Raw genomic sequence first — 17,656 nt, forward strand, 5'->3', positions numbered from 1 at the left:
CTCCCGCGAATCGCCCTGTGAAGCTGTCGTCGTTGCTGCGCGCTGGAATGCACGGCGGCGCCGGGGTCGCTTTCGCCGTCATCCTGCCCCGCGCCGCCTCGCTCGTCGCCCAGTGGGCGCTCGCGCTGTCGGCCACGCCCGCGGCGCTCGCCGCGCTCGCCAACTACACATCGCGAGGGATGGTCGTCGTCGCGCTGGTCTCCGCTGGCCTCGCGCCGATCCTTGCGCGCCGGGCGCGCGCCTTCGCGACCAGGGGCGGCCGCGCGCTCGTGGGCGGCGCCATCGCCCTCATCGCCGCGTTCGCCTTCAGCTGCACGCTCACCCACGAGCTGACCTCGGGGCTGGGCGGGACGGCGGGGGTGGTCACCGCGCTCTTCAGCGCGTGCTCGCTGCTCGCCGCCGCCTCGCCGAGCATCTGGCCGATCTGGCAGCTCCGGGGGCGGTATTTGCACGCGCTCGCGGTGCTCCTCGTCTTCTCCCCCGGCGCTTCCATGCTGGCCGCGCTGGCGGGGCGCCCCGATGCCGTCGCCGTCGCGATCGGGATCGCCGGCGCCTCGCCCGCGCTGCTCCTCCTGCGCCCGACCCGGCTCCGGCGCGCCGCACGTTACGCGGTGCTCGTCGTCCGGCGCGCATTTCCGTACTCCATTGCGAACTTCTCGACGGTCCTCGTTTACCCGATCTCGCTCAGCGCCAACCTGAAGCTCATCGGCGACCATCGCGTCGGGCAGCAGGTGCTCTACTGGTCGTTCGCCGTGGTGCTCTCCCAGGCTTCGCAGGCGTTCGCCGCGCGCGCCATCGCGGGCGCGAGCAGGTCGGGAGACGAGGCGGCGTGGCAGGCACGCGCGCTGCGCGCCTGGCTGCCGCCGGCCGCCCTGCTCTCGATCGTCGGCGCGACCATCTACGTGATCTTCACGGTCCGGATCCCCGCGCTGCCGTACTCGGGCGCCGCGCGCGACGCCATGACGATGACGATGCTGGTCTCGGGGATGGCTCCGCTCATCACGGACGCCATGTGCATCTACTTCTCTGGCCCGGGTTCGCGCCGCATGCTCGCGGCAGGCAGCTTGCTGAGCAGCGCATGTGTGGCCGGATGGCTCCTGCTGGCGCCGACGCTCCTGGTCCGCCATTTCGGTGTGTTCGGCCCCTCGGTGCTGGTCGGCGTGGCGCGCCTCGCCTTCGTGATCGATGCGCCGGTGCGACGGTACACGCTCGCCGCGATACTCCTGCTGACAGCAGCCTTCGCGCTCACGCTGGCGCTCGGTGGAGGCATCAGCTTCTAGCGTGCCGGCCTTCTAGCGTGCCGGCCGCCCGTCGTGCGGCCAGCGCCCGCGAGGTGCCCTGGTCGCGCGGCGGCTCGGCGAGGCGCTCGTCGAGCCGCGGGCCCTGCCGAGGGCGACGAGCGCCAAGGCGGCACCGCCGAGGCCGGCCGCCCACGAGGCCGGGCGCTGCCCTGGCACCTCGGTGCAGACGCAGCCACGGCCGTAGAGCAGCGTGTCGTCCCATCCAGCCGTGCCGGCTCCGCCGGGACCTGCGCCGCCGGCGCCCCCTGCCCCGCCATCGCCGGCGCCCCCTGCCCCGCCACCGCCGCCACCGCCCCCTGTCCCGCCACCGCCGCCAGCGCCTCCTGCTCCGCCGCCTCCCCCCTGACCCTGCGGCACCCTCACGATCACGCCGTCCGACCCCCGGTCCGGCGAGAGCCCGGCGGCAGAGACCGCGCGCACGCCGACGTAGTACTTCGCCCCGTCGAGGAGCGGCAGCCCGCCGATCGAGGCCTCGGCGGCGTCGCCGACGTCCTGCCACGCAGGCGAGCTCACGTAATCGCCTTGCCCCCCCACGACCGTCACCTGATACGACGTCGCGCCATCGACCTTCGACCATCTCATGTGGAGCGTGTCTCTGGTCTCGATCTCGTCGATGTCCTCGCCCTGATCGCCCCTGCTCGGATCGACATCCCAGACGAGCTCGGGCGCCGGCAGGATCTCGTGGCGCATGTCGTAGAGGTAGCCATCTGCCACGCTCACGAGGATGTCGTCGTGGCCGTCACCGTCGGTGTCTGCGAGGCTCGGTGAGCCGACGGGGCTGCCGAAAGCATACGACCACACGAGGCGCGCCGAGCACGCGTCGACCGCATAGAGAAAGCCGTTCGTGGAGCCGACGAGGGCGGTCGGACCGGCGGACGCGCGCCCGGTCAGGTTCCGCGAGATCGCCACGTCTCCGAGCTGGCCCATCGGGGCGCCCGCCTGCGCTGCGGCGGCCTCCGCGTCGAACGCGCCGTCGCCCGCGAGGACGATGAAGCTCGATCGCCCCCCGCCGGCGGCCTCCAGCACGGAGAACGTCAGTCGCGCCGGGTTCATGAACGACCCCTCGATGAGGACGGTCTTGCCGTCGCAGCTCGCGATCGCGCCGTGCGGGTAGGGACGGATGTCCTCCGCGCCCTTCCACAGCGCGGCGCTCAGGTCGTTCCGCAGCGCCCGCGCAGGGGCATACCCCCCCTGCAGGGTCATCTCGAGCCGATGATCTCCCGACACATCGGCGAGGATGGGCATGAAATAGAGCAGCGTCTCCGGGTTCTCGCCGAGGGGGGTGCCGTTCCGACCCGAGAGCACCTTGGCCTTGTTGATCGCGACCGCCACGTCCTCCGCCCCGTCGCCGTTCCAGTCGGCGATCGCGACAGCCTGGGTGCCGGCGGAGGCGTCGATACGGTGTTTCCACCGCTCTCCGCCGCTGCGTTCGATCGCGAGGACGTCGGTGTGCAGGCTCGGATCGACCGTGACCGCCACGAGCTCGCGCGCGCCGTCTCCGTCGAGATCCCCGTGCAGCACGTCCCACACGGGGGGCTTCTCGAGCGGCGTCTCGCTCGTCTGCCTGCCGTTCGCGTCGAGCGTCGTGACGGCGTACTTCACCGGATCGGTGAGCGGGTGCAGCCGCCTGAAGCACGCGAGCGTCGCGGGCGAGCTCCCCTCGGCGGGCACGATGGACGCGCCGAACGCGTCCTTCACGCGCCAGGCGGGCTTGGCCGGCGCCACATTGCTCGCGCCGTCGGACGCGATCCGGAGGAGGTCGCCCCGGCTGTCGACGACCACGACGCTGGCGGCGGCGTCCTCCGGAGAGAACCTCGCGGCGAGCGGGGCGCGGCCAAAATTGACGAAGGCGCCGGGACCTGTATAGAAGCCGCCGACGCGCATCCCGGGCAGGACGTCGCGCCCCTCCCGCACGAGGTTCGAGGGCTCGAACGACGCGTCGAGCAGCGTGAGGAACCCATCGGCCCGGGAGACCACCAGCCGCGGCCACGAGGGAGACGTCGCGACGGGCAGCTCGAGCGCCGCGACGCCGCTGCCGGACTCGACGGTGTAGACGGCCGCGATCGACGTCCCGCCTCCCCGCATGTCCACCGCGGTGAGCGCCACGGGCTCCGACGTCGACTCCAGTACGAGCTCACCACGTCCGTCGCCCGTGAGATCCGGAGTCACCAGCGAGAAGCCGAGGTTCGTCCTGCGCGATCTTGCCCAGTCGAACCGCGTGCGCACCCGCTCGCCGTCCAGCGACCAGAGCCGCTCCAGCGAGCCGCCGGCGGCGCGGCTGAATCGGAACGCCGACACGCGCTCTTCGAGCGACGTGACGAGCCCTTGCTCGGAGCCGGCATCTCCTGGCACCGCGCCCTGCGCTATCGCATCGGGAATGGTAGCGAGCTCGGCGCCCGTGGCTGCATCGAGCACGAAGGTCGTCCAGATTTCGCCCACCTTGCCGCTCGCCACCACCTCCAGCGCGCCGTCGCCGTCGAGATCCCACGCGAGGCGCGTCGGGGCGCGGGCGTCGCCGCTGTCCTTGGGGCTGAGGGTCTTTCGCCAGACCACTGCCAGCGACGGGCTCTCGTCCGGCCTGTACGCGAGCAGGGTGACCTCGCGCGCGCCCTGGTTGTTGCGGACCCGATTCTGGAAGCAGAGCGCGTGCTGACCGGGGCTGGCCGGGTCGCCCAGGGTCACCGCCTCGCAGACGGCCCCGCCGAGGTGGGCGCCGATGCTGGCCGACTGCGCGAAGACGTCCCCTGTTCCCGAGACGAGGAACAGCTGGTCATACGAGGACACGAGGAGATCGTCGGCGCCGTCTCCGTTCCAGTCGCCCACGGTGTCGATCGTCGCGTTGCAGCGCGTGCGCCGCGGAGGAGGCGGCAACCTCTCGACAGCACCGAACCCCCTAGCAAAGCTGTAGATGACACCAGGGCTGTCCGTGCGCACCGCGCAACAGCCGCACTCGTCCAGGAAGAGATCGAGATGACCGTCGCCGTTGAAATCCGCGAGGCGCGCGGCGCCGAGCGTCCCGAGCTCCGAGGCGTCCTCGCGCCACAGGATGGCTCCGCTCGATCCATCGATGACCGCTGCGCCCGCGCCGCTCAGCGCGACGATCTCGACCCGCCCGTCTCCGTCGAGATCGTCGAAGGAGTGCAGCGTCTGCAATCCCAGCGACGGGGTGCTCCAGCGGACGAACCCCAGCGGATCGGAGAGGACGACGCGGCCGCCGGACACAAAGATCAGGTCGATATCGCCGTCCTGGTTCACATCCCCTGCGAGCACCCGGCCTGTCGAGAGGACACCGCCGAGGTACGCCCGCCAGTAGGGCGCCGGCTTCACGATATTGCTCGTGGACGTCGTGGCGCCCGTGCGCTGCGCGTCGTGACGGGCAGATGGCCAGTCGGCGAAGGCCGAGGCCCCCTCGAGGAGGAGCGCAGAGCAAACGGCGCTCGCGACCGCGCCGCGCGCCATGAAGGACGATCGTTCCATTCTGACTGCCCGAGCGCGTTTCTCGCTTCCGAGCGCGCGGCCGGAGTGTACTCCATCGGCGCGAGCGTCGCACCGCGCGAGAATGTGCCGCACCTCGCCTCATCCGACGCCCCCCTCGACGCCCCCCGCCGCCAGGCCGCGCATTGTTACGATGCGTACATTATACCACATCGTCCCCCTATTGAGAGCCCCGGCTTGAATTTTGGAGACGCCGCGGGCACCTTAGCCCTCCGCGCGGACCTCTACCCTCCACGAAGGCGCTTCGAGCGCATGACTTATGGCCGACGAATCCAGAGCCCCTTCCACGATCGCTCCCCGCGACGACACCTCAGGCGAGCGCACGTTCGACCTCGTCGTCACCTGGCGAACGGTCAGCAAGCACTGGGCCATCGCGCTGACCACCCTGCTCCTGGTCGCCCTCAGCGTCACGTTCTATACGCTCGGGCAGAAGAAGATCTATCAGTCCGCGGCGACGGTGCAGTTCGATCCGAACCCTCCTCGTCCGCTCGGCCGCGGGGTCGACACCGTGGTCGACATGGGCGCCGGCTCGTACTGGAACAACCGCGAGTACTATGAGACCCAGTACAAGGTCATCCGGTCCATCCGGGTGGCGCTGGCGGTCGTCGCCCAGCTCAACCTGCAGAACGATGCCTATTTTCTGAAGGACCTCCCGAAGGACGCGACCTCGCCCGAGCCGATGTCCGTCACCCCGGAGGAGGCCGCGGAGCTGCTGCGCGAGCGGCTCGCGGTCGAGCCGGTGAAGGACAGCCGCCTCGCGGTGATCCGCTACAACGACGCGGATCGCGAGCGGGCTCAGCGCGTCCTCTCCACGTTGATGGACATCTACATCGAGCAGAACCTCGATGACGCGGTCGCCTCGACGAACTCAGCAGTCGATTGGCTCCGGGCGCAGCTCGACAAGCTGAAGAACGATCTCGAGACGAGCGAGACGTCGCTCCACGAATACAAGCTCAGCAAGAACATCCTCGACGTCGATTTCGAGGACAAGACGAACCTGCTGCGCGAGGAGATGAAGCAGATCAACGACGCTCTCACGTCCGTGCGCACGAAGCGTGAAGAGTTCGCGGCCCGGAGCCACGAGCTGTCGAAGCTCGACCCGAACAACCCGCTCGACCTCCCCGCCTCCGAGCTCATCCAGAGCCCGGTCCTCCAGATGCTGCGCGCGCGCCAGGAGGAGTGCGTCCGTGAGCGCGACGCGCTCATCGGCTCCGGCAAGGGGGAAAACCACCCCGACGTCCGCGCCGCGACCGAGCGGGTCGCCGCCAACAGGAGCGCGCTCGTCGCCGAGATCAAGAACGTTCAGGGCGCGGTCAACCGCGATCTCGCCATCGTGAAGCGCCAGGAGGGTGGCCTCGTGGGGCTGCTCGAGGACGCGAAGAAGCAGGCGTTCGAGCTGAATTCCCTCAAGATCGAGTACGATCGACTCCGCAGGACGAAGGACAACACAGAGAAGCTGTACCAGCTCGTCCTGGAGCGCACGAAGGAGAGCGATCTCCAGCGAATGCTGCGGGTGAACAACATCCACATCCTCGATCGGCCGAACCTCCCCCTCACGGCGCTGCGGCCGCGCGTCGGCGTCAACATCGGGATAGGCATCCTCGCCGGGCTGCTCCTCGGGATCGGCGCGGCGCTGGCGCGGGCGATGCTCGATCGCACGCTGCGGACGCCGGATGAGGTCGAGCGGGAGCTCGGGCTGCCCTTCCTCGGCCTCCTCCCGGAGTTCGACAAGCGGGACCAGAAGGAAGCCCAGCGCCGCAGGGCGCGCCACCGCGGCAAGGCCGCGCCCCAGCTGGGCCGGCGCGAGCTCGTCGTGCACGATCAGCCGACGAGCGGGATCGCCGAGGCGGCGCGCGCGATCCGGACCAACCTGCTCTTCATGTCGCCCGACCGGCCTTACAAGACGCTCCTCATCGCCAGCGCCGGGCCCAGCGAGGGCAAGACGACCGTGTGCTGCTGCATCGCGGTCGCCATGGCGCAGGCCGGACAGAAGGTCGTCCTCATCGATTGCGACCTCCGCAAGCCGCGCATCCACCAGATATTCGGCAAGAGCCCGGAGCTCGGCGTCACCAGCGCGCTGCTCGACGACTCCGTGGTGGACGACGAGAGCGCGCTCAAGACCGAGGTGGAGAACCTCTACGTCATCCCGGCAGGCCCGATCCCGCCGAACCCGGCGGAGCTCCTGCACAGCGATCGCTTCCAGGCGCTGCTCCAGAAGCTCCAGAGCCGCTTCGACCGGGTCATCATCGACAGCCCTCCCATCGTCGCGGTCACCGACGGCGCCGTGCTGTCGACGCTGGTCGACGGCACGGTGCTCGTCGTGCGCGCCTCCGCGACGAGGCACGACTTCGCGCGCCATGGGATCCGCGCGCTGCTCGACGTCGGCGGCAAGACCGTGGGCGTCGTGCTGAACGCCGTCGACCTGAAGCGCCAAGAGTACGGGCTTTACCACTACTATGGCGACAGGAAGGACGGCTATTACCACGCGCCGTCCGAGCCCGCGCCCCCGGCCCCGACGGACGGTCCTCCACCTCCCTCCCCACCCCTCTTGCCGAACTGAGGAGCGCCGCCGTTGCCCTCGCTGAGACTCCCCCGCGCGCGCGCCGCCGGCGCGGCGCCCGCGCGGCGGACGAAGACGCCCCTCGGCCGGATCACCGCGACGCTCCTCGTCGGGACGCTGGCGGCCCTCGGCCCGATCCTCGAGGGAGCGCTCGGCGACGGGCGCGGGTGGACGATCGGCCTCCTGCTCTTGCTGGCCGCCCCGTCGCTCGCCCGCGCCGGCGGCCCCCGCTTCCATCCGCTCGATCCAGAGACCTACATACCAGCCACCTATTTCCTCAGCGTCGCCTACTCACCTGTCCTGCGCCTCCTCATGTCCCGCGAGTTCTCCTTGTCGAGCCATGAGACGGCAGCCATGCGGGTGGCCTATGCCGGCGCGGTCGGGTGCGCCATCGCGTGCACCGCGCTGAGCCGCCCCCAGGAAGCGCCAGACACGCAGCGCATGGTCCCGATGCACAGGCCAAAGGCGACGCTGGACCAGGACTGGGCCACGATCATCGTCGGCATGGTCGGCCTGGGGCTCGTGGCCACGTGGATCGTCACGATCGGCGTGGGGCGGTTCTTCGCGTTGAACTACGCCTCCAATCACCTCGAGGCAGATGGCAAAGGGCTGCTCATCGGCGGCTGGCATCTCATCGGGGTGGCCGTCGTCTACCTCCTGCTCCGGGCCGCATCGCTCCGCAAGGCCGGGCTGGCCGTGCCGAGGGTGATCTCGCTCGCGGGGTTATGCTTCTTCGCGAGCTTCCTGCTCAATACGGTCATGGGCCGGCGGGGCCCCCTCGTCTGGCTCGTCCTCTCCATCGCCCTCGCCGTACATGCCTACGGCATCAAGATCCGACGCATATGGCTGGCCGTCGGGATGGTGAGCGTCGTCTTCTACGGCTTCTTCGTGGAAGGCGCCCGCGCCGAGCAGGGCAAAGGGATTGACGCACAGATCTCGTCGGCCAGCGCATACCTCGATCGGATCGAGAACCCGCTGGAGATCGGAGAGCTCCAGCGGGTTTACGCCAACCTCGTCACCATCGTGAACGAGCGGCCGCCCATCATCAGCTACCCGGGTGAGAGCTGGGTGAACGCGTTCCTCATCCTGGTGCCCAAGCCGCTCTGGAGCGAGCGACCGCTCGGCCTCGCGCAGCAATACGCCTTGTGGACGGCCCCCGACCTCGCGCGCCGCGGCGCCGGCTTCGCGATGGGCGCCGCCACCGAGGGGTACCTGAACTTCGGGCTCGCCGGCACGGCCATCGAGATCGCGGTCTTCAGCGCGTTCTTCTTCATGCTTCCGCTCCTCGTGGCCAGCGCGCGCGGCTCACCCCTGCTCGTCCGCGCTACGGCGGTGAACCTCGCCTCGTTCGCATACAACCAGTTTCGTGGTGAGCTGACCGCGCTGCTCAAGATCGCGGTGTCGCTGGGGATCGCGCTGCTCGCGGTGCTCGTGCTCACCTCGGTGGTCGCGCACCTGCGGCGCGGGATGGCGGCGCTCGGCCCGACACGCAAGAGCTCCGGGCGGCGCCAGCGCGACCCGCGCCTCGGCCCCTCGTCGGCGCTGGGGCGATAGCCGCACTGAGGCGGAGTTGGCCGGCGCGAGGACAACGCGGGACAGCGCGCCCGCAAGGATGAACCGTGCGGCGTGCGGCGTGCGGCGCCGGAACATGAAGAACGAAAAAGCCAGGTCCCTATCATCATGAGAGTCCCCGTTCGTTTGAACCGTTCAGGCTGGCCGGCGCGCATGCTGCCCCGCAGGGTCTGCTTCCCGGACCCGAGGGCTCTGCTCCGGCCCGAGGAGATCACGTCGCCCGAGGTGTTCTCGGAGCGCATCTCCGTCCTCTTGCTGGGCGGCACCTACAAGACGACGCGTCCGGGCAGGCACCGGCAGAGCGATGCCCTCCTCGTGGGAGCGCTCCGGCAGAAGCGCCCCGTCGTCCTCGATGTCGGTGCCTCCGACGGGAGCACCGCGCTCGATCTGATCGCGGCGCTCGGCGACGCCTTCGAGGCGTACTATGTGACGGACAGGGCGCTCTCGCTCCGGGTGCGCGCCGACGGCCGCGGGCGGGCGTTCTTCTATGATGCCGACGGCGCCTGCGTCCTTGCGGCCACCCCGCGCCTCCTGTTCTATCCCGCGGCGGCGGGGTCGCGCCGCTGGTCGCGCTGGGTGCTCCCAGGGTCGCGCGGGGCCATCCCGCCCTTCGACCCGGCCTATCCGGAAGTATCCCTCGTCCAGCCGAAGCTCCGCGAGATCGCGCGCCGGGACGCCCGCGTGCGCCTCAAGCCTCACGACATCTTCCAGCCGTGGGACGGCCCCGCGCCGACGGTCGTCAAGGCAGCGAACATCCTGAATCGCGCCTATTTCTCCGACGATCAGATCCGCCTGGCCGCGCGCAATTTCTGGCGCGCCCTTTCGCCTGACGGGCTTCTCCTTGTGATCGACAACCGCGACGCCGAGAAGGCTTCGCTCTTCGCGCGGACGGAGAGCGGCTTCGGGCACATCGACAGCATCCATGGCGGAACGGAGATCAAGGCGCTCATCCTGAGCTGCTGACGGCCCTCTTCCACCAGAAGCGCAGCTCGCTCTCCACGCAAGGACCTCCCCGAAGCCCTCATGCGCATCCTCTACGTCTCTCCCTACTTTCCCCCCGAGCCCGGGGCGCCGGCCGCGCGCGTCTCCGAGCTCGCCCGGGCCTGGCGGCGCGCCGGACACGAGGTCACGGTCCTGACGGGCATGCCGAACCACCCGACAGGGGTGATCCCGGCTGCGTACCGAGGTCGGATCCGCGTGGAAGAGGACTTCCACGGAGTGCGGGTCCTTCGCACCTGGATCTACGCAGCCGCCAACCGGGGCAAGGTGCGTCGCTCGGTCGCGTACGGGTCCTTCGCCCTGTCGGCGCTCTCGCTCGCGCAGCTCGGGTTGCCGCAGGCCGACGTCCTCATCGCGACGAGCCCCCAGTTCCTCGCGGCCGTGGCCGGCTATGGGATCGCCAGGCTCCGCGGGCTGCCGTTCGTGTTCGAGGTGCGGGACCTCTGGCCCGAGTCGATCGTGGCCGTGGGCGCGCTGTCGGCCGGGCACGCGGTCGTGCGCGGGCTCACGCGCGTCGAGGAGCACCTCTACGAGGCGGCCGATGGGATCGTTGTCGTCACGGAGAGCTTCCGGGAGCGGCTCACCCAGCGAGGGGTCCCCGCCGACAAGATCGACGTCATCAGGAACGGCGTGGACCTCGACCGTTTCACCCCCTCCTCGCGCGACACGCCGCTCCGGGAGAAGCTCGGCTTCGGTGAGCGGCTCGTCGTGGCGTACGTCGGGACGCACGGAATGGCGCACGGCCTCTCCGCCGTGCTCGACGTGGCGAACGGCCTGCGCGCCCGCGACGACATTCGCTTCCTGTTCGTCGGCGAGGGGGCGGAGCGGGCCAGCCTGGAGGCGCGCGCCCGGGAGCTCGGGCTCTCCAATGTGACGTTCCTCGGCGCCCTCCCGCGCGACGCGGTGACCGAGGTGTATGCGACCGCCGATATATGCCTCGTCCCACTGCGCAAGACCGAGCTCTTCCAGACGGTCATCCCGTCCAAGATCTTCGAGATCCTCGCCATGGAGCGGCCGATCGTGATCTCGGTCGACGGCGAAGCGCGGTCCATCGTCGAGGAGGCGAACGCCGGTGTCTTCGCTCCCCCTGAAGACGTACCGGCGATGACCCGGGCGATCGTCGAGCTCGCCGCCGATCCGGAGAGGCGAAGGCGCATGGGGCCCGCAGGGCGGGCCTACGTGATGCGGTCGTTCGAGCGCGACATGCTCGCGCGTGACTATGTCGATGTGCTGGAGCGCGTGATCCGCCGCTCGCGCTCTCCTGAAGGCCAGCGCAGGAGCGAGCGATGAACGTCCCGCGGATCGCCCGCACCCTCGTCCAGCTCCATCCGCTGCAGGTGCTCGCCCGCCCGGTCGCCCTCGGCCATCGCGCGCTCGGCGGGGGGCCGAGCGCGATCCTGGCGCCGCGCGTCCGGCCGGGCTTTGCCGCGTCGCGCCCGCGGTTCGCGGCCTTCGCCGACGCGGAGAAGGAGCGCGGGCGCGCGCGGCTGGCTGCCATTCCCGAGGGGTCGCTGCTGCACGCCTACGAGCGCGCCTACGGCTATGAGCTCGGGGCCGAGCCGACCCTCCCTGCCCCGAGCGCGTGGGACGACCCGATCGCGTCGCACCCGTTTCCCGCGTCGGTGCGCGCCCGCCGGCTCGCGGTGGCGGCGCGCCTCGGCCGCCCCGGGCTCTCCGCAGAGCTGGCGCGCGCATGTCGGGCCGTCGCGCTCGGCCTCGAGCTGCACCTGCTCGCCAATCACCTCCTCGAGAACGCGATCGGGCTCGTCTGCGGCGGCGCGGTAGCCCACGGGCCCGAGGCCGAGGCGTGGTGGCGGCTCGGCTCCGCGATCCTGGCCTGGCAGCTGCCGGAGCAGTTCCTCGCGGACGGCGGTCATTTCGAGCTCTCCGCGTCGTACCACCTCGCGCTGACGGCCGGGCTTCTCGAGGCCATCGAGCTTGCGCGAGCGGCCGGGCGCGAGGTGCCCGAGAGCTGGCGGACGACGGCGGAGAGGGCCCTCGGGTGGGCCGCAGCCGTGCGCGCGCCGGACGGCTCGTACCCCCTCTTCAACGATGCATCGCTCGACGCCGCGCCCGAGCTCGACCAGGTCCTCGCCCTTGGCGCGGACCTCGGCCTCTTCATGCCGGACAGGGCCTCCGGCGGCGAGCGGGGGGCCCCCGGCACGCCGCCGGACGATACGCCGTCGTTCGACCACCTGGCAGACACCGGCTGGGTGATCCTGCAGCTCGGCGACCGGGCCTGGCTCGCGCTCGACGCGGGGATGGATGGTGCCCCCTATCAGCCCGGGCACGTGCACGCGGACGCCCTCACCTTCGAGCTATGGCTCGGCGGAGAGCGCGCTGTCGTCGACTACGGGGTCTCTAGCTACAAGGCCGACGGCGACCGTCAGACCACCCGCTCCACACGCGCCCACAACACCGTGGAGCTCGGCGACGTGGATTCGAGCGAGGTGTGGAGCGCCTTCCGCGTCGGCCGCCGGGCGCGCGCGGAGGTGCGCAAGCTCGAGCGCGCCCCGGCGCACGTCGCCGTGGAGGCCGAGCACGACGGGTATCGAGCTCTCCCCGGAGCCCCACGACATCGCCGGAGGGTGGAGCTGTCCGCTCGGGAGCTCGTGGTCCTCGACGACATCCTCGGCGGCAGGACGAGCGCGTGCTCCCGGCTCAGGCTCGACGAGGCCGCTGTGCGGCGCCAGTCCATCGAGGTCGAGGGCATCCAGCTCGCGCCGGAGCGCAGCTCGGGCGTGTGGCATCCCTGCTTCCGTAAACCCCAGGCAGCCACGGTGTTCTCCGGGCGCGGCGACGTGCGCGATGCCTGGCGTGGCGGCTTCCGCCTCCGCTTCTAGAGCGGGGTGCAGGTTCGTGCGCTACTCGCGCACGAGGCTGCCTGTGAGCGTGATGCGGAAGGGTGCGAGCGCCTCGACCTTGTCGAGCACGAGGTGCAGCGCCACCGCAGCCTGGTGGAGCCCGGGGATCAACACCGTATACGTCGGGTGATCGACCCCGGTAGCGAGCTTGTCGACGCGGAAGCCCGCGGCCTTCGCGAGGCGGTTCACGGCCCAGACCGTGTTCATGCGGAAGTACGTCGGGTACGGCTTCGAATTGTCGCTGCCGCTCGTCCCCCGCAGCAGCCCGACGTAGAGCGTATGAAACCAGTGTGGCGTCAGGTGCGTCGCGAGCCCCGAATAGGAGAGGAGGTTCGGCGCCGTGAAGACGAACCGCCCTCCCGGCCGCAGCAGGCGGTGCGCCTCTCGCAGCACCTCCTCGGGCCTCTCGAGGTGCTCGAGCAGGTGGTCCGCGGCGATCACGTCCGCGCAGCCGTCCGGCAGCGGGACCGACTCGCCGTAGGCGCGGATATGCTTCTCCGCCGGGTTGCGCGCGAGCGCCTCCTCGTCCGGATCGACCGCGTAGATGGTCTTGCCGTCGAGCGGCACCGTCGCGACCTTGCCGAACCACAGCGGCCCGCAGCCGAGGTGGATGATGTCCGTCGCCGGGGCGACCGCCTCGTCCACGATGCCCTGATAGACCTTCCAGTAATGCGCATGATCGCTGAGACGATAATAGAGCTCGTTCGTCTTGCTGTTGAGACCAACGATGCTGCGGGCAATGTCCACGATATCTCCTCAGTCAGTCCGGCGACACGAACAAATCAGCGAGGGATGGATGCCCCTCACACCACCGAGAAGCGCCCCTGCGGGCGCGAATCCCGCGCACGCGGCGGCGGCGGCCGGCGAAGCAACAGGCGCTCTGCGGAGTCCACGACGAGCTGCAGCAGCATGTCGGCCTGCGGACTGACCGCGCACTCCTCGCTGTCCCAGCGGAACCGCAGCTCGACGGTCTCGCCCTCGAGCTGGATCGGGAACACCGCGACCACCGCCTCCCGGAGCTGCTGTGGCGTCGCCGTATCCTGCGCCCAGTTCCAGGGCTTCACGCGCGCGCTGCCGTTCGCGCCTGCGGAGCTCACCTCGAGCGCGACGAGCTTCGCCTCCTCGGCAAAGCGCTCGAGCACCGGACGCAGCTTTTCCACGCCGCTCGCGGCCTCGATCTCCATGAGCGCCCACGGCACAGCGCGGCGCAGCGCCTCCACGGTGGCCTCGCGCGCGCGCCGGGCGTCCTGTGGCTGCGCCCCGAAGAGCGGGAGCGAGCCTGCCGTGCGCACCACGATGAAGAGCACCACGCTGCAGGCGACGAGGGCGAACCCGATCTCGAGCGAGCGACCGACATACGCCACCAGCGCGACCACGGTGAACAGCAGGCTGAGCCCATACAGGATCAGCACCGCGCTGCGATGCGAGTGGCCCTTGTCGAGCAGCTTGTGGTGGATATGCGAACGATCGGCGGAGAAGATCGGCCGGCGAGCGACATAGCGCCGCACCATCGCCGAGATCATGTCGAAGATCGGCAGGCCCAGCGCGAGCAGCGGCACCATGACGGCGAGCGCGGTGCCGCCCTTGTGCGTGCCCACGCCGAAGAGAGGGATCGCGGCCAGCATGAACCCGAGGAACATGCTGCCGGTGTCGCCCATGAAGATCGTCGCGGGGTGAAAGTTGTGAAACAGGAACCCCACGATCGCGCCCGCGAGCGTCGCCGCGAGCAGGCAGATCACCATATTGCCGGGGTAGCCGCCGAGGTACGCGGTAATGAAGTTCGCGACGCAGGCGAAGAAGCCGACACCCGCCGCAAGCCCGTCGAGCCCGTCGATCAGGTTGACCGCGTTGATGATCGCGACGAACCACGGAATCGTCACCAGGAACGAGAGCGGCCAGAACGATACATGTCCGAAGTACGGCAGCGTCACGCACTCGAGGCGGAGCCCGAAGGCCCAGGCGATCGATGCGACGAGGACCTGCGCGGCCAGCTTGTGCCGCGCACGCATTCCCTTCGTGTCGTCCCAGGCGCCGACCGCGGCGATCCCCAGCCCTCCAGCCAGCAGCCCCACCACCAGCGAGTGCTGCGAGAACCACCTCAGCCCGATCTGCGTCCCCAGCGCGGCCAGGATGAACAGCGGCAGCACGAAGCCCGCCACGATCGCAAGCCCGCCCAGGCGCGGGATACACCGAGTGTGTACGCGCCGCGCGGTCGGTTCGTCCACCGCCCCCACAGTCACCGCCAAACGGCGCACGAGCGGCGTCGCTGCCCACGACAACACCAGCGCCAGAATGACCGCCGTGAGCGTACTTACCATCGCTCGCTCCTCTGGAAATCCCGCAGCTCTAAGGTGCGGCGCGGCGTGCGATATTCATAGCTCATCACCATGGCGGACAGCCCGTTGTTGGTGCGCACCTAGTACCCCAAGTCAGCACACGGAACAACCCAGGAGCAGGCTTTGGTCTGCTGCTGGCGTGTTAATATTTCCGCTGTCATTTACATTTTACAGTACTACGGCACAATTTTACCTACGTATGTGAACCGCGGTGCGTCGGCCTGGTGACATTGTCGTTTACCGGCCTCGGCAGTGCCGGGGTCTGCCGTGAAAGCGGAAATGCCTTCCTCGGGGCAGGCGCGTGGCCCGGCGAGCGCTCCATCGTCCCCACAGCGCCGGGAGCCCCTCCGCCAGGCGCGTGGTGTTCCGCAGCAGCGATGAATCCAGCGCCTGGTGCGAGGTTGTCGACCCGAGAATCCATTGTGTGACGGAGCCGGGACATCAGCTCTTTTCGGCAACGCCTTGTCTCGGGCCGACGACGCCGCGTTGCTCATCACGTCCTCGCTAGACGTCCTCGCTAGGGCAGGCCACCGGCGGGGCGGGTGCCTCGCGAAAGAAATCACGGTTTCCCAGCTCGGTCCAGGACAAATCTGGACAGATGCCGCAGCGCGGCACCCGGACGCTCGGGCTGCGTGCGCTGCCCGGCCGGGCGAAGCCAGTGCACCGGAGCCGAGGTCGCCGGAAGCGAAATCGCCGCCAAGCGCCCGAGCGACGCTGGCGCGGCGGCCCGCTAGCACGAGCAGAGGCGCGCGCATCCCGTGAACCATGCGGCGTGCCCGCACGGGCCACGCGCGCCATGGAACCGGGCGCGCCTGGAGATGCGCCCCGTCACGCGGTGGGGCTGACCTGATCCTGCGGATCAGGCGTTCGGGTCATCCAGCTCGTAGTACTTGAGCTTCCTGTCGGACGCGATGATCCTGAACGGATTCCCCGCGACGACGGAGTTGGACGGCACGTCCTTGTTCACGACGCTGTTGGCGCCGATGATCACGTTGTCTCCGATGGAGATGTCGCCAAAGATGGCGCTCCCCGCCCCGACATAAACGTCGTTGCCCAGCCGCGGGACCCCCTGGCTGCCGAAGTTCCTCCCTATCGTGACGTTCTGGCTGACGAGGCAGTTGTCGCCGATGGACGCCCTCGCATGGATCACCACCCCCAGCCCCCAGTAACCAAGCCTGAAATTCGCGCCGATCGTGGCCGAGGACGGGATGAACACCGAGAACAAGAACCTGTTCAGCCAGGTGATGGCCGTGGCGATGGAGCGCAGCTTGTTCCGGTAGAAGAAGTTCCCCATCCGGTAGAGCAGCACAGAAGGGTTCTTCATAGCGTTGACAGGAGCGACCTGAACTTGGTGATGGCATCATCGAGCCGGTTGGCCTGCCGCACCCGCTCGACCGAGCGCCGCGAGAACTCCTGCAGCAGCGCCGGCTCCCGGAGCAAGGTCTGGACCGCCTGCGCGATCTGGCCCGGGCTCCCGACGTCGACCAGGAGGCCGTTCTTCCCCGAAACGATGAGGTCATTCACGGCGCCCACCCTGCTGGACACGACGGGGACGCCGAGGGCCATCACCTCCAGCAACGCGTTCGGGAACCCCTCGCTGTGCGACGTGAACAGGCACAGATCGAACGACGAGATCACGTCCTTCTTGTCGCTGACGAGCCAGCCCGCGTACTCGGTGTTCCTGAGCTGATTCTCGGCGATGAACCGCTTCACGTTCTCGCGCTCGCTCCCGTCCCCGTAAATCTTGGCCTCGACCCAGGCGCCCGCGCCCTGCAAGAGGAGCATGGCCTCGAGGAAGTCGTAGATCCCCTTGCGCTTCTCGATCCGGTTGAAGTAGAGCAGCCGAAGCGGCCTGTCCATGACCCCGGGATAAGCCTTCTGCCCCCCCTCGCCAAAGCAGGAGTCAGGCAGCCAGTTCTCTATGACGACGAGCTTGTCCCCGTTCCCTTCGGGCACCAGGCCCAGGAAGAAGCTGCGCCAGTAGTCGCTCTGGCATATCAGCGCATCGCAGGCGCTCACGACGGCGCCCAGGTACGACCTGTACAGTCTGCTCCTGGCGACGTTGTCGATGATGGGCCCCGATCGAGGGAAGATGACGACCTTCTTGCCGAGCATCTTGCCCAGAAGCCCGATAGATCCCTTCTCGACGAAGCTCAACCCCGAGCTCGAGAACAAAAGGACCGCGTCCACCTCGGAGAGCAGCAGCTCCCGGACGCACCGGAGCACCCTCGAGCCGATCTTGGGGAGCCTCGAGAACACCGACGAGACCTGGATGCTGTCGATGGTGGAGTCGACGAGCAGGAAGTCGAAGTCATCCTTCAGATCGCTCTCGATCAGAGAGCGGCAAGCGAAGTACTGCCCACCTATCCTGCCGTCAGAAGGGGGATTGAACGAGCCGACGAACAGAATTCGTTTCTTGCCTGTCATCTCATCTCTATCGTCAGGGGCAGTAACATACATGTGCGTCGCTGTTTAGCAAGCCGGGGACTCGACTGCCATCGCCGCGCGCGCGACACGCGAGAAGGAAAG

At 69.3% G+C, this 17,656-nt stretch carries 11 protein-coding genes; 6 read left to right on the forward strand and 5 right to left on the reverse strand.

The window, feature by feature from the left end; all coding sequences use genetic code 11:
- Positions 1–17: 17 nt before the first annotated feature.
- Positions 18–1,280: a hypothetical protein gene (locus tag WMF29_RS38865; protein WP_437325141.1), complete on the forward strand. Its 1,263-nt coding sequence runs from the start codon at positions 18–20 to the stop codon at positions 1,278–1,280.
- A 12-nt stretch (positions 1,281–1,292) separates the two neighbouring features.
- On the opposite strand, the gene WMF29_RS38870 is transcribed toward WMF29_RS38865, so the two are convergent.
- Entirely contained in the window at positions 1,293–4,778 is a 3,486-nt protein-coding gene (locus tag WMF29_RS38870) for an FG-GAP repeat domain-containing protein (RefSeq protein ID WP_437325142.1), read from the reverse strand.
- Between the two features lie 277 nt (positions 4,779–5,055).
- Here WMF29_RS38870 and WMF29_RS38875 point away from each other — a divergent pair, with 277 nt between their 5' ends.
- The 5 genes from WMF29_RS38875 (at position 5,056) to WMF29_RS38895 (ending at position 12,770) form a co-directional block, all read left to right on the forward strand.
- A complete protein-coding gene (locus WMF29_RS38875; protein WP_437325143.1) occupies positions 5,056–7,356 on the forward strand; it encodes a GumC family protein in 2,301 nt (766 codons plus the stop codon).
- Between the two features lie 12 nt (positions 7,357–7,368).
- The gene (locus WMF29_RS38880) at positions 7,369–8,910 is read left to right on the forward strand and encodes a hypothetical protein (RefSeq protein ID WP_437325144.1); all 1,542 of its coding nucleotides are present in this window, start codon (positions 7,369–7,371) and stop codon (positions 8,908–8,910) included.
- A gap of 171 nt (positions 8,911–9,081) precedes the next feature.
- A complete protein-coding gene (locus WMF29_RS38885; RefSeq protein WP_437325145.1) occupies positions 9,082–9,891 on the forward strand; it encodes a hypothetical protein in 810 nt (269 codons plus the stop codon).
- A 60-nt stretch (positions 9,892–9,951) separates the two neighbouring features.
- Entirely contained in the window at positions 9,952–11,217 is a 1,266-nt protein-coding gene (locus WMF29_RS38890; RefSeq protein ID WP_437325146.1) for a glycosyltransferase family 4 protein, read from the forward strand.
- Complete coding sequence (locus tag WMF29_RS38895) at positions 11,214–12,770, forward strand: heparinase II/III domain-containing protein (protein ID WP_437325147.1); 1,557 nt, start codon at positions 11,214–11,216, stop codon at positions 12,768–12,770. Before WMF29_RS38890 ends, WMF29_RS38895 begins: the two co-directional genes overlap by 4 nt.
- 21 nt (positions 12,771–12,791) lie before the next feature.
- Here WMF29_RS38895 and WMF29_RS38900 read toward each other — a convergent pair whose 3' ends face one another.
- The 4 genes from WMF29_RS38900 to WMF29_RS38915 form a co-directional block, all read right to left on the reverse strand.
- Positions 12,792–13,538, reverse strand: coding sequence for a class I SAM-dependent methyltransferase (locus WMF29_RS38900; RefSeq protein ID WP_437325148.1), 747 nt, complete (start codon positions 13,536–13,538; stop codon positions 12,792–12,794).
- A gap of 56 nt (positions 13,539–13,594) precedes the next feature.
- Positions 13,595–14,950 carry an MraY family glycosyltransferase gene (locus tag WMF29_RS38905; RefSeq protein ID WP_437325149.1) on the reverse strand — a complete coding sequence of 452 codons (1,356 nt, stop codon included), beginning with the start codon at positions 14,948–14,950 and terminating at the stop codon, positions 13,595–13,597.
- A 1,036-nt stretch (positions 14,951–15,986) separates the two neighbouring features.
- Positions 15,987–16,451: a serine O-acetyltransferase gene (locus WMF29_RS38910; RefSeq protein WP_437325150.1), complete on the reverse strand. Its 465-nt coding sequence runs from the start codon at positions 16,449–16,451 to the stop codon at positions 15,987–15,989.
- Positions 16,448–17,554: a glycosyltransferase family 4 protein gene (locus tag WMF29_RS38915; RefSeq protein ID WP_437325151.1), complete on the reverse strand. Its 1,107-nt coding sequence runs from the start codon at positions 17,552–17,554 to the stop codon at positions 16,448–16,450. The genes WMF29_RS38910 and WMF29_RS38915 overlap by 4 nt, the downstream gene beginning before the upstream one ends.
- Positions 17,555–17,656 lie beyond the last annotated feature (102 nt).

The organism is Sorangium sp. So ce381, assembly GCF_051473845.1.
GTDB classification, from domain to species: Bacteria; Myxococcota_A; Polyangia; order Polyangiales; family Polyangiaceae; genus Sorangium; species Sorangium atrum.

Excerpts from the sequence above, each read along its gene's own strand:
- WMF29_RS38870 (WP_437325142.1), bottom strand. The coding sequence starts at position 4,778 with ATGGAACGATCGTCCTTCATGGCGCGCGGCGCGGTCGCGAGCGCCGTT.
- WMF29_RS38875 (WP_437325143.1), top strand. The coding sequence starts at position 5,056 with ATGGCCGACGAATCCAGAGCCCCTTCCACGATCGCTCCCCGCGACGAC.
- WMF29_RS38885 (WP_437325145.1), top strand. The coding sequence starts at position 9,082 with ATGCTGCCCCGCAGGGTCTGCTTCCCGGACCCGAGGGCTCTGCTCCGG.
- WMF29_RS38890 (WP_437325146.1), top strand. The coding sequence starts at position 9,952 with ATGCGCATCCTCTACGTCTCTCCCTACTTTCCCCCCGAGCCCGGGGCG.
- WMF29_RS38895 (WP_437325147.1), top strand. The coding sequence starts at position 11,214 with ATGAACGTCCCGCGGATCGCCCGCACCCTCGTCCAGCTCCATCCGCTG.
- WMF29_RS38910 (WP_437325150.1), bottom strand. The coding sequence starts at position 16,451 with ATGAAGAACCCTTCTGTGCTGCTCTACCGGATGGGGAACTTCTTCTAC.
- WMF29_RS38915 (WP_437325151.1), bottom strand. The coding sequence starts at position 17,554 with ATGACAGGCAAGAAACGAATTCTGTTCGTCGGCTCGTTCAATCCCCCT.